We start from the raw sequence: 12,415 nt of genomic DNA on the forward strand, positions 1-12,415 counted from the left end.
GATTCGTCCGCGGCATCCCACAACCACCCGCCCTACCCGAACCCGCGTGGATCAACAAGCCCAACGACGAGCCGACTCAGTCAACGAACCCCTGAACCATCCGCCCCGAAAAGGTTGACACCTTCCGTACAGCCGAAAACCGTTTGCTCCGCCCGGTGGGCTCAGGGAGCGTGGTGTCCATGACGTTCTGACGGACAGCAACCCGTTGCTCCGAGGCCCCACGGCGCCGGCCCGCGCCGTAATGCCGTCCGCCCATACCTTTTCAGCGAGGAGAGCGTCTTTGTCCCCGCAACACTCCCGGCAGGAGTTCCTACCGCAGTCCACCCCGGCCATGAGTTCGGCCACCGTCACCGTGTTCGCTTCCCCGACAAGTTGGATCGAGTCCGACGCCCTCGCGCAGTGTCACCAGGTGGCCGCCCTCGACGGCATGATCCACGTCGCCGCCATGCCGGACCTGCACTCGGGCAAGGGCGCCCCCATTGGGGCCGCCATGGCGTCGACCGTCTTGTACCCGTTCCTGGTGGGCTCCGACATCGGCTGCGGCATCGCCGTGTTTCCTATCAAGCTCAAGCGCGCCGTACCGGAGAAGCTTGCTGCCCGGTTCCCCGACCTCGACCGCGCGATGGACCCTGAGCAGGATGCCGACGACCCGGCCTGGGCCGTTGTGGAGGGCGATATTCCCGCTGGTCACGTCGAGGGCCTCGGGACGGTCGGCCGGGGTAACCACTTCGTCGAGCTGGCGCGGATCGAGACCGTCTTCGAGCCGGGCCACGCGAGCCGTCTCGGGCTCGCCGCCGGAGACCTAGTGCTCATCGTCCACAGCGGTTCCCGAGGGCTGGGCGAGCGGATCCTGCGGGCGCACACCGCGGTCCACGGCGCGGGCCCCGCCCCTGATCCCACCGCCTACCTGGCGATGCATGACGACGCCGTGCGCTGGGGATCACTCAACCGGCGGCTGATGGCCGCCCGGGTCGCCCACGCCCTGGGGACCGAGCCCACCGAGCCGGTCGTCGACCAGTGCCACAACCTGGTCGAGATCCGCGACGGGGCCTACCTGCACCGCAAGGGGACGGCGCCGGGTGACGGCCGCGATGTGCTCATCGCCGGTACGCGAGGCACCCCCTCCTATCTCGTGGCCGCCCACGCCGGGCCGGGTGCCAACCATTCCGTGGCGCACGGCGCGGGCCGCAAGATGTCCCGCGCCGACGCCCTGCGCCGGGGCCGGGCAAAGCACACGGTCGAGGAGTTGCGCCGCACGCCGGTGGGGTCGCTGGTGGTGTGCGGCGACCGCCAGCTGCTCTTCGAGGAGGCACCGACGGCCTACAAGCGCATCGAGCAAGTGATCGCCGACCTCGTCGACCACGACCTGGCCACGCCCGTGGCCACCACGGTCCCCCTGGTCACGTACAAGACGCCCGACCTCGGGACCACGCCCCAACGGGACCGCCGGGACCAGCGCCGCAAGCGAGGCCGGCCGTGAGCGTCCACCTGCTCCTGTCGGCCGGGCGTGGCCCGCAGGAGTGTGCCTGGGCGACGGCCCGGCTGGTTCGGCGCCTGGAAGCCGACGCCACCCGGCAGAAACTGGAGACCTATCGGGGTCCAGACCGTTCCCGGTGACCGGCCAGGCACCTATCGATCGGTCCTGGTCCAGATCTCCGGAGCCGACGCCGAGGCTTTCGCAGCCTCGTGGACCGGAACTCTGTGCTGGCAGGCCCCCAGCCCTTACCGGACCAACACCGGCCGAAAGAACTGGTATGTCATCGCCCAACCCTGCCAAGTCGGCACCCCGCGCACGAGGTTCGCGGAGGTGGATGTCGACATCGTCGCCTGCCGCACGGGCGGCCCCGGCGGTCAACACCGAAACAAGGCCAGCACGGCGGTAGGGGCGACCCACCGCCCCTCGGGGATCGTCGTCGTGGTCGACACCGAGCGGCAGTTCAGCCTCAACCGCCGCATCGCCATGCAGCTGCTGCGACAGCGCATCGAGCACGGCGACGAGGCGGCAGGACGCGCCGTCACCACCGCCCGCTGGCGCATCCACGATGAGCTCGTACGCGGCAACCCCACCCGCATCGAACGTCCGGAGGCGTCGGGGCAGGACCTGCCCGCAAGAGTGGGCGCGCCAGCGACGGCGGAGTCACACGGCCGCGCTCGCCGCGGCAGACGAGAGCTTGACGTACCGCCTGACTAAGGTCTGGACCATCCGAGGCGTCTGTCGCAGAGGAATGGGACCCGTGGCTTTCGTGGGTGAGGTGTGGCGTCAGCCCCGGCCCTCTTCGCCGGTTGCTGCGAAGATGCGCCCATAGATGTCATCGATGACGTCGTTCTTCGCCAGGCTGTAGTCGCTGGGTTGATGCGCGGTGTCCCGCGCGAGGCGCCGCTTGGTCGTGGCGTAGAGCTCCCGGTCTTCTGGATGCGAGCGCAGCCAGTCGCGGAAGAGCCTGTGCCGTACAGGTTCAGGCGCAACCTGCGGCCACACGTGGAGATTGACGTCCTCCGCAGGGCCAACGAGCATCCGGTGCCCGTGCCACCACGGCTCTCGGAGAACGAGTCGGTACCCGAGCCCTTCAAGGGCGGGGATGTAGCGGGACTCGTCGGTGGTGTCCTGAACAAGGAGGTCGATGTCGATGATGGGCTTGGCAGCCAGGCCCGGCACCGATGTGGACCCGACGTGTTCAACATTGATGATCAGGCCGCCCAGAACCTCGTTGAGCAACGAGCTGGCAGCAGCGAATCGATCCACCCAGGCCGGGTCGTAATCCTCGATGACGATGGACTGCCACCTCCTCAGGGGCTCGCCTACCAAGGCGGCAGCCATCTGCTCGGGGGTGCCTTGGAAGCGCTGCGTGACTTCCTGCGGATACTCAGCCAACCCAACCTCCGAAAGAAGCAAAGTTGGTCAGGGTACGACATCGGAGATCGCTGCGCTGGAGCACGCCAGTTCATCCGCTCATCGGCTATGACCGGACGTGCCCGCTGAGCCGCTGACACCCGGCCAGCGGGATGAGCGGGTGCCGCAGGCGGTTGGGGCGGGTCGGGTCGCGATGGCGAGGGAGGCGTCTCGGGGTAAAGTTGGCGGCGGTGAGTGCCGGCCGTGAACTGAGGACCGAGCGGATGCGGCTGCGGCGTTGGCGGGCGGCGGACCGGGCAGCGTTCGCGCAGATGAACGCGGACCCCGAGGTTATGGAGCACTTTCCCGCCCCACTGACCCGCTACGGCAGCGACCTGCTGGTCGACCGTATCGAGGCCGGCTTCGACCAGCACGGGTTCGGGCTGTGGGCCATCGAGGTGGTCACGACCGGACAGTTCGTCGGGTTCACCGGCCTGTCTGTGCCGGGGTTCGAGGCCCACTTCACACCCGCGGTGGAGGTCGGCTGGCGGCTGGCGCGACCGGCCTGGGGCCAGGGGTACGCGACGGAGGCAGCCCGGGCGGCGATTGACTACGGGTTCACCCGCGTGGGCCTTCCGATGATCGTTTCCTTCACGGCCGCTATCAACGCCAGGTCCCGGGCGGTCATGGATCGGCTCGGCATGACCCGCGACCCAGCCGACGACTTCGACCACCCCAACCTACCGCTGGGCCATCGGCTCCGCCGGCATGTCCTGTACCAGATCTCTCCTGGCTGGCAGCAGAACGGCGCCGTCCAGAGCAACTTCGGCAGAAGCGGACGTTGCGCAAGTGATCATGTAACGCACTGGAGTTGACGCCTTCGGGGCGGCCGCAGGGGTCATCGAGCAGAACGCCCTGGTCAGAGCGTTGCCGGTGAGATAGGCGTCCCAGTTCGTGCGATGTACGCTGACGCGTCGTCCAAACAACACAGAGGCGCCTGTCGATGCGCGAGGCGCCGTCATCGACCGCCTGACGCCGCCAGCGAGACTACTTCGGTGTTCTCGGGAGGCCACGCCGACTCGCCCGTCCATCTCGCAGCCCGTCAGAGCGCCTCCCACTGTCCGGCCTCGGTGAGCACTTCGGACACGGTGATCACTTCGCCAACCTGCTTCCCAATCTGCACCCACCTGCAAGGCCCAAGCAGTCGGAAGCTCCTTACCGCGCTGACCTGCGGATACTCCCCTACCAGGCGACATAGACTGCCGTTGACTGCTGATCGCTGCCGTTGAATGCAGCTCAACGCCGTTCAGTGCACCCGACTGCTCCCCACCCGCTCCCCGATCCCGCCCCATATGGACCCACACGGTCAACGGGGAGAGTCTGCCTAACGCGGGGCCGTCCGCCCTGCGGCACGACGCGAGCGATCCGAGGGCGGGTAAGCGAAAGTGTCAGCGAAAGTGACGTACTTTGGCGGTACTCTCCTCGGTCACGCACGACGGCCTGGGAACTCAGCGCGGCTAAGCCAGCAAGGGCTGGCCTACGGCGTGGTGCGTCAGGGCAGCGTGGCCCCTGTGCTCGTAATGGTTCTAGGGCAGGAGGGATCAGCGGGGGCCAAGACGTCTGCCGCCGCCCCATCCGCGACGTCACGGCCGCAGGGCGGCACATCGAGAAGCACCAGCATTTCGCCCTCGGGGTGATCGAACGCCTCGCCGCCCGTAAACCCCGGGTGCCGCCCGGAGACCTCAGTCCCCGGTGGAACCCGCAGCCTCGACGATCGAGACGGGAGTGCCAAGTTCGACGGTACGGGAGACGGTGCAGAGCCGTTCGTGCGACTGCTGCAGCGACCGGGGCAGCGCCTCGCGCGCCCTGTCGCCGTCCGCACCCACCGGGAACGTTACGGTGAACTCGACCCTGAGGTTCTGCATCCGGTTTCCTCCGGCCTCGTCCCGGATTTTGTCGCCGGTGACTTCGACGGAGAACTGGGTCGGCTCGGCGCGGCGGCTGGTGATGTGGTCCACGTCTATCGCAGTGCAGCCGCCGATGGCAGCCAGAAGCAGTTCCACCGGCGTGAAGCTGACGTCCTCGCCCGCGCCCATCGACAACGATCCGCCGCGGACATTCCGCACGACGTACTTCCCCACGCTGGTGCGCTCGATCTCCACCGAGCGGAAAGTGTCCTCACTCATGACAGGGAAACTACCCAGGCCTTCTGGCCCCCGAGCCACCGGCCTGGCCGGCCGATCGGCCCATCCTCAACCGTCGAGACCGCCACATCAGGACAGCGTCGACCAGAAGTGCCGCGCCCGGCGACCTCCAGATCGACCACATGGTGCCCCTCGCCGAGGCGTGGGACTCTGGCACCCGGAACCGGACCACCAGCCGCCGCCAGTCCTATGCCAACGACCTCGGCGATTCCCGGCCGCTGGTCGCCGTCACTGACAACGTCAACCAGGCCAAGGGCGACCAGGACCCCGCCACCTGGATGCCCCCGTACAGCTCGGCCCGATGCCGATACATCAACGAGTGGGTTGCCACGAAGATCCGCTGGCGGCTCACCCGTGGACACCGCGAGAAGAACGCGTTGACCAGCTGGGCCAACTCCTGCCCCAACGTCACGATCACCGTCGTCCGCGCCTTCTACCGAGATCGGTCAGGGCGTCACTGCCTGGCTTGATCTTGGCTGGTAACCTGCGCCCTGCGGTGGCTGAAGGCCTTTCCCTTTCTGCGTTCCCCTTGCTGACACTTGAGGAAGCACCGCTGAGGCCCCCGGTTCGCCGGGGGCCTCTTGCATGCCCCGTACCCCCGCACTGCCAGGAGCGGGCCACCCCCGGTCAACCTCGCCCTGCGCTGCTCAACGGGTCCGCCGAGGTACGGGGTAGTCCGGCCGTGTGCAGCACCTTGGCTACTCGCGTCGCTACTCCGTGCGCGCTGAGCTCGACCTCGCCGACGGCGAGCACGAGCGGTGGGGTGGTGGCCGACCTTGGCGAGTTCGTCACGTAGTCGGGCCGGAGGGCGGCCGCATCCACGACGCCACCGCGGATGATTGGCGCGCATGAGCGGCTTGTTCTCCAGCCGGGCGAACACCGGGCCCACCCCGGGAGCGAGTACCCCCGTGATGACGAATCGCGCGAGGATGTTCGCCCTTTTGATTCCGTCGGCGTAGTCGTACGGGTTCACCGCCACGACACGCCGGACCCGCTCGGGCAGGTCGGCCGCCGCGGTGAGGGCGAGCACGGCTCCCCTGGACTCCCCGATGAGCGTCACGTCGCGCAGATCAAGTTCCTGATGAGTCGTTCGACGCCTGCGCGCATGGCGGGTTCCTGGCAGGAAGCCCAGGGCACAATTTCGGAGTACCCCATTCCTGGCAGGTCGAGCGCGTACACGTAACCGGTCAAAGCTGTTCGACGACCTGCCGCAGTTCCGGGTTGAGTGTCCAGCCGTGCGCGCCGAGCAGTCCGCGCAGCTCGGCCAGAGCGGAGCGCGCCGGTATGCCGGTGGTCAAGGTCGTGTAGCGGGCGGCGACCGCCGGCGTGCGGCTCTGACCGGCGGCGCAGTGGAGCAGCACGACATGGCCCTCCTTGCGCAACTCGAGGACGATCCGGGCGGCCTGATCGACCACGAAGTGCGGCTGCGCATTGGCGCCGGGCTGGTCGACCAGCCACGTTGACACCCGGTTGACGACGGCCACGTCGTCGAAGTCCTCACAGCCAACCCGGCACAGGGAGACCACCGCTCCGGCGCCCGCCGCGGCCGCGTCGGTGTGGAGGTTGCCGAGGATCACCCCGGGGTCGTGCGCGTGCGCCAGCATCAACGGTGCAACCGCAGGCCGTGGCGCGCGGGCGCAGCCCGGCCAGCCGGCGTGGTCGGTCCTGCCACCTTGGGCCGTCAGCACGGCCAGGCGGATCAGGTCCGCCGCGCGCCGGTTCGGCCACCCGTGAACGATGCGCTGCCAGGCCAGGGGCACCGCGGAGGAGCCCCACCGGGCGCCGAGCAGGGCCCCGGTGATCGCCGCGACCGTGTCGGTGTCGTCGCCGACACGCACCGCTGCGGTCAAAGCGCGTTCGAGATGCTGGCAGGGAAAACTGCCGTGGCCTGGGTTGTGGTCCGGGACGTCGGTGTGTGTGATCGCCGACCAGGCGGCCTGCAACGCGGTGACCACGAAGCCGTTGGGACGGAACTGCTCGGGCGGCTTGGACTCCGCCTCGGCCAACCAACTCGACCATTGGTGCCGGCGTTGTGCGGGCAGCAGGTCCAGACCCTCGCGTACGCCGTCGAAGGTCCCGTCGAGAACCGCCCGGCGGATTCCGGCGCACCACAGCACACACGCGTCTGCGGCCAGGGGGTCGTGATGGGTCAGCTCACTGACTGCGCGGGCGGCTTCCGCGAGCGCCTCCGGCTGGCCGAGATAGGCCAGCGCGACCGGTGCGGTACGCATCAGGGACCCGTTACCCGCGCTGCGGCCCGTTCTCTTGTGCAGCTCCGCGGCTGCGTCTCGCATCGCCGCGGCGATGCCTGCTCCGCTCACGTGCGAGACCGCGCCGAGGACCTCCCGGGTCTGTGCCCCGATATCGCTGGCGCCCTCCCGTTTCCACCGGAGAAAGTTGCCGGCGATGCGGTCGAGGGCGTCGCTGCTGCGCAGATCCGCCCCGGTGGCGGACACCTCCGCGATGCACATCGCCATCTGGGTGTCGTCGCTGTACTCACCGGGCGCGTTGCCCGCAAGTCCCCGAACTTCGTCAGCTGGTTCACGCCGACTGTCGCCAGTTGGTCGAGCAGACGGCGTTGGGGGGCGGGCGAGCCGGGCTGGGACGTTGACCAGGTGGGTTCGCAGAGTGTTGCCCGCGTAAGTCGAGAACGAGGCCGTGGGTCGATGGCCGACCCCGACGCCTGGTCCCCGCTGACCTGAGCCCCGACACGCCGTCGAGTACTTCCTGCGCCGCGGTAGGCCCGGCGATGGCCGGCCCGGGCCCGGGCCCGACGACGCCGCCGCCGCCGACGGAACCCATCGCAGGCAACGCCCCGATCCGCCCGCCGTATCCTGCCCCGGTGCCACCCCTCTCTTCGACAGCGACCCGTCCCCGCCCCCACTCCCGCGCGCACGCGGCGCCGGCACCCCTCAGGGTGGTCGCCGGGCTCGTGGCCACGCTGCTGCTCGCCGGCTGCGGGCTCGTCGCTCGGCCCCGCCCCGCCACCGCGCTGCGGTTCCAGTTCGCCGCCACCACCGGCGACGGGTACATGAACCAGCTGCTCACCATTTACAACGACAGCAACCAAATGCTCGCCCCCACACTGGAGTTCACGGCGCTAGACGCCGCCCGGAGCCCGCTATCGAAGGTGAAGGTCACCCCGATCTACGGCAGTGACCGAGGCCAGCTGGTCGTCCCACCAGGCGGCGGCGTCGACGTGCTGGTCTTCACAGGCGAGGGAGCCCAATTGGCCGAGGATGTAGCCGTCTCGGTGCGCACCACAGAGACGGTGAAAGCCCCGGCCGTCGACGTCGAACCGGTAGTCACGCCAGTCGACGAATCCGGCCGCGTGCTCGACCGCAGCAGCCAGTTCACCGCCGTTTCCGTGCGCAACGACGACAGCGAACAAATGAGCGTCCGGCTGGTGTACATCATCTGGACCGAGCAGGCGGGAGACCAGCGGCAGCAGGCCGAGCGGGTCGTGCCGGTCGGCGACCTGATCGTCGTACCGCCCAAGCAAACCACTCTAGTGCCGGTGACCGGGGCGGCGCGGACCGCCGTGGCGGGCGCGGCAGGACGCGTCCCGACCAGCATCAAGGGGTACCTCTCCCGGTAGCCTGCAACCCGCTTGGACCACCTCGGATCGGCCGAAGAGGTCACCGAGCATTCATCAGGTGGTCGATGACGCGACAGAAGATCTCCGGTGGACGGTTCGGCGCGTCGTGGGGCTCGGCCAGCATCGCCTCCAGGACGTCGGCCACCCACCAGTGCCCGGGTGGATTCGTCGTGCGTCCACTCCGTGTCGAGTTCCAGGAAGAACTCGGTGATATACGAGCTGGAGAGGTACGGGAAGTACTTGGGCTCGTGATCGGACGTCGGATCGACCGAACCGGGATTTCCGCAGATCAACTCCCCGAGCGCCTCCAGGTTCCGGCGCCTGAACCTCATGCACGGACCTCCCACCGCTGTCGAACTATCCACCTGCCGCGCTGCCGGGAGCCGGCCAGACACGACGGTCGCACCCCGCCGACCACGCGGGTCGCCGCCGCGTTCACCGAACTCGCCCAAATGATCTGACCGCGGACCAGACCCGGGTTCAACACGTCCGCCGATCCGTTAACGCAACGGCGCCGTTGCTTCTCAGTCGGGGTAGCGACCGCTGACGGCGTGATCAACCTGAGGGTGGACCGGCTCGGCGCGCTGACCGTGCCGGTCGGCCCCGCGTCCCGTGACTTCCGCTGACCCGCGGGAACTCCGTCAGGCGGGGACCTCGCGTGGTTGCTGGGCCACGTCGGCGGGCTCCACGTCGGCGATCTTGCCCAGCCGGCTGGGCCACCACATGTGCCGTCCGATGTCGAGGTTCAGCGCGGTGACCAGGACCGCTCGGACGATGATCGTGTCGAGCAGGACGCCGAACGCCACCGCGAAGCCGATCTCGGCGAAGGCGGTCAGCGGGAGGGTGGCCAGCACCGCGAAGGTGCCAGCGAGGACGAGACCCGCGGACGTGATCACGCCACCGGTCGCGGCTAGGCCGATGAGTGCGGCGCGCCGGGTGCCGTACCTCGCCGCTTCCTCGCGTACCCGGGTCATCAGGAAGATGTTGTAGTCGATGCCCAGCGCGACGAGGAACACGAACACGAACAGTGGCAACGACGTGTCGGCGCCGCCGAAGCCGAAAATGTGCCGGAAGACCAGCGCGCTCGCGCCCAGGGCGGCACCGAACGACAGCACCACAGTCGCTACCAGCACCAACGGCGCGACGATGGCCCGAAGCAGCAGCGCCAGGATGACGAGGACCACGACAAGCACGATCGGGATGATGAGGTTGCGGTCGTACCGGGCCGCCCGCTGCAGGTCGAGGTTGATCGCGGTGTTGCCGCCGACCTGAGCGCCCGCGCCGGGCACGGCGTGCACGCGGTCGCGTACGCGGTCGACGGTGTCGTAGGCCGCCGGGCTGTCGGCAGCGGCGTTGAGGGTGCCCACGACATAGGCGAGGCCACCCTTGGCGACGGGTTCGCTGACCGAGGCCGGATCGATGCCCTCAGTCGACGCGAGCGCCGCCTTCACCGCAGGGCCCTGCTCCGCCTTGCTGATTACGACGACCGGGTTGCCCGCACCGGCCGGGAAGTGCCGGGCGAGCAGTTCCTCGCCCACGATCGAGTCCGGGTTGCCGCGGAAGGTCTCCTGGTTCGTCAGCCCGGTCGCGTCGAGCTGGACGAGGCCGATCGCCATTACGGCCAGTGCCAGGCCGGTGGCGACCCAGGTGACGCGGGGGCGGTTGGCGATCCGCTTGCCGATCTTGGCCCACAACCCGGTAATGGTGGGCTCCGCGGAGCCGAATCGGGGCCGCGCCGGCCAGAAGATCCAGCGGCCGACCGTCACAAGCATGGCCGGGAGCAGGGTCAGCATGACCGCGAGCCCCACCAGGACGCCGATCGCGGCGACCGGACCGAGGCCCTTGGTGGAGTTGGTCTCGGCGAAGAGCAGGCATAGCATGCCGACCACGACGGTGCCGGCGCTCGCGATGATCGCCGGGCCGGCGCGGTGCAGCGCCACTGCCATGGCCTCGTGCCGGTCGGAGTGGCGCCGCAGCTCCTCGCGGTACCGCGCCACGAGCAGCAGCGCGTAGTCCGTGCCCGCGCCGAACACGAGCACGGTCAGGATGCCCGCACTCTGCGCGTTGACGGTGAGGCCGGCGTTCTTGGCCAGCAGGTAGATGACCGCCTGGGCGGCGGTCAGCGCGACGCCGGCGGAGATGACGGGAAGCAGCCACAGCCCGGGACTGCGGTAGGTGAACAACAGGATCACCACGACCACACCGATCGTGGCGAACAGCAGCCTGCCGTCGATGCCAGCGAAGGCCTCGCTGGAGTCCGCCGCGCTGCCGGCGGGCCCCGTGACGTGCGCCGACAGCCCGCTGGCGCCGGCCCTCGCGACGTCCTTCATCGAGGTGACAATGTCGCCCGCCTTGTCCCACCCCTCAGGGCCGAGGTTGAGCGGGACGATGATCTGCGCCGCCTGGCCGTCGCCGGAGAAGATGGGGCCGCCGACCTGGCCGTCGAGTTCGGCCAGCTGGCCGAACCTGCGCGCATCGGACGCGACCTTCGCCCGGTCGGCTTCGGTCAGTCCGGAGGACCGCTGGTAGACGACAACGGCCGGGATCGTGTCGGGCGACGCGAACGCCGCCTGCCGGTCGAGCACCTGCGTCGACTCCGCGCTACCGGGCAGCCAGGACTTGGCTTCGTTGTCCTGGACGCTGGTGAGCTTGCCGGCAAGCGGCCCAGCCAGCGCGACGAGAGCCAGCCAGAACACGATGATGACGTACTTCGTCTTGCGTCCTGCGATCAAGCTCGCGACCGACCTGGTCATGATCCCCCCGTTTGGACGTCCAAGCCCCCCCCAATAGACCAGATTATGTTCCCGTCTATCCGCGCGTCCCGACATCGGCGGTACGCACCGGCACTACTGTCCGAAACCCCTAAGGGTCGACCTCACTCCGCCCGGTCTTGAGGAGGAGCGCAGCGGGATCCATTTCCCAGCCCTGAACCGCGCCAAAGCCGCGACCACAACGAACGCCAAAAAACCAGCCATAACGAAGGCGAAGCCCGTCGATCCCCGCCAGCGCGGCACAGGTTAAAGATCAAGTTAGGCGGGGCGGATGGACAGGCAGGTCCAAGCGCCGACGAAGACGCGGTCACCGGCGGCGATCGGCACCGGGGTCTCGGACGGGACCGGCGCCGATTGCGGGTCGTTGAGGTACGTGCCGTTGGATGAGCCGAGGTCGACCACCGCCCAACCGTCCGGCTGCGGGACCAGGAGCGCGTGGGTGTGCGAGACGCCCGGGTCCTCCGGTGGGCCGCTGAGGTCGATGTCGGGATGGATGCCCCGGGACTGGCTGGACCGGCCGATCAGCAGCTGCTGGCCCACCAACGGGAACCGGCGCTCGACGACGAACCGCGGAAAGGTCAGCCCGCCGGCGTCCTCGCCGCCCATGCCGAGCACCGCGTCGAAGTAGCCGCGGTCGGTGCCCACCACGACGACCAGCGCCGCCGGCGCGGCCGAAGCCACCGGTCCGGCGGCCGTCTCACTACCCGCCAGGGGGACGGCGACGCCAGCGGGCAAGGTGGGCGGATCCGCCGCGGTCACCGGCGGGGCGAGCAGAAAGTCGTAGCCGTCCTCCTCGCAGAACCGGCCAGTCCGGGGCGTATCGCAGACCGGGCACGGCGTACCGGTGGTGACGGGATCCGCGGGCGGGGCCGCGGGCGAGACCGGCGCCACGGACGGCGGGGCCACGGCGGCCGGCGGGGCCGGCGTCGACGTGCCGGACATCGGGGCGCCGCACTGGTCGCAATAGTCGGCGGTCGTCGATTCGTGTCCCTTGGGGCAGGTGGCCATCGTT

The 12,415-nt window shown here is 69.2% G+C and carries 9 protein-coding genes and 2 pseudogenes; 5 read left to right on the forward strand and 6 right to left on the reverse strand.

Annotated elements, in window-relative coordinates:
* Positions 1–331: 331 nt before the first annotated feature.
* A complete protein-coding gene (locus tag SLP03_RS27545; RefSeq protein WP_319463576.1) occupies positions 332–1,480 on the forward strand; it encodes an RNA ligase RtcB family protein in 1,149 nt (382 codons plus the stop codon).
* Positions 1,477–2,083 (forward strand): annotated as a pseudogene (prfH, locus tag SLP03_RS27550) (peptide chain release factor H); the annotation flags it as partial. The gene SLP03_RS27545 and the pseudogene prfH, both read left to right, overlap by 4 nt.
* Before the next feature lie 177 nt (positions 2,084–2,260).
* Here prfH and SLP03_RS27555 read toward each other — a convergent pair.
* Entirely contained in the window at positions 2,261–2,872 is a 612-nt protein-coding gene (locus SLP03_RS27555; RefSeq protein ID WP_319463556.1) for a GrpB family protein, read from the reverse strand.
* A gap of 242 nt (positions 2,873–3,114) precedes the next feature.
* Between SLP03_RS27555 and SLP03_RS27560 the strand changes: the two genes are divergently transcribed.
* Positions 3,115–3,705, forward strand: coding sequence for a GNAT family N-acetyltransferase (locus SLP03_RS27560; protein ID WP_319463557.1), 591 nt, complete (start codon positions 3,115–3,117; stop codon positions 3,703–3,705).
* Between the two features lie 867 nt (positions 3,706–4,572).
* Here SLP03_RS27560 and SLP03_RS27565 read toward each other — a convergent pair.
* Complete coding sequence (locus SLP03_RS27565; RefSeq protein WP_319463558.1) at positions 4,573–5,016, reverse strand: OsmC family protein; 444 nt, start codon at positions 5,014–5,016, stop codon at positions 4,573–4,575.
* Between the two features lie 86 nt (positions 5,017–5,102).
* Between SLP03_RS27565 and SLP03_RS27570 the strand changes: the two genes are divergently transcribed.
* Positions 5,103–5,504 (forward strand): HNH endonuclease family protein, encoded by a 402-nt coding sequence (locus tag SLP03_RS27570; protein ID WP_319463577.1) that lies wholly within the window; start codon positions 5,103–5,105, stop codon positions 5,502–5,504.
* On the opposite strand, the pseudogene SLP03_RS31770 reads toward SLP03_RS27570, so the two are convergent.
* Together SLP03_RS31770 and SLP03_RS27575 are read right to left on the reverse strand one after the other, a co-directional pair.
* Positions 5,489–6,232, reverse strand: a pseudogene (locus SLP03_RS31770) (alpha/beta fold hydrolase); the annotation flags it as partial. The gene SLP03_RS27570 and the pseudogene SLP03_RS31770 sit on opposite strands and share 16 nt — an antisense overlap.
* Positions 6,222–7,943, reverse strand: a complete 1,722-nt coding sequence (locus SLP03_RS27575; RefSeq protein WP_319463559.1) for an ADP-ribosylglycohydrolase family protein — start codon at positions 7,941–7,943, stop codon at positions 6,222–6,224. The gene SLP03_RS27575 and the pseudogene SLP03_RS31770, both read right to left, overlap by 11 nt.
* A gap of 23 nt (positions 7,944–7,966) precedes the next feature.
* Here SLP03_RS27575 and SLP03_RS27580 point away from each other — a divergent pair, with 23 nt between their 5' ends.
* Complete coding sequence (locus SLP03_RS27580; RefSeq protein WP_319463560.1) at positions 7,967–8,632, forward strand: hypothetical protein; 666 nt, start codon at positions 7,967–7,969, stop codon at positions 8,630–8,632.
* A 641-nt stretch (positions 8,633–9,273) separates the two neighbouring features.
* On the opposite strand, the gene SLP03_RS27585 is transcribed toward SLP03_RS27580, so the two are convergent.
* Complete coding sequence (locus SLP03_RS27585) at positions 9,274–11,385, reverse strand: MMPL family transporter (RefSeq protein WP_319463561.1); 2,112 nt, start codon at positions 11,383–11,385, stop codon at positions 9,274–9,276.
* A gap of 276 nt (positions 11,386–11,661) precedes the next feature.
* Positions 11,662–12,345, reverse strand: coding sequence for an FHA domain-containing protein (locus tag SLP03_RS27590; RefSeq protein ID WP_319463562.1), 684 nt, complete (start codon positions 12,343–12,345; stop codon positions 11,662–11,664).
* Positions 12,346–12,415: the final 70 nt, after the last annotated feature.

This window comes from Micromonospora sp. RTP1Z1 (genome assembly GCF_033804685.1).
GTDB lineage: Bacteria > Actinomycetota > Actinomycetes > Mycobacteriales > Micromonosporaceae > Micromonospora.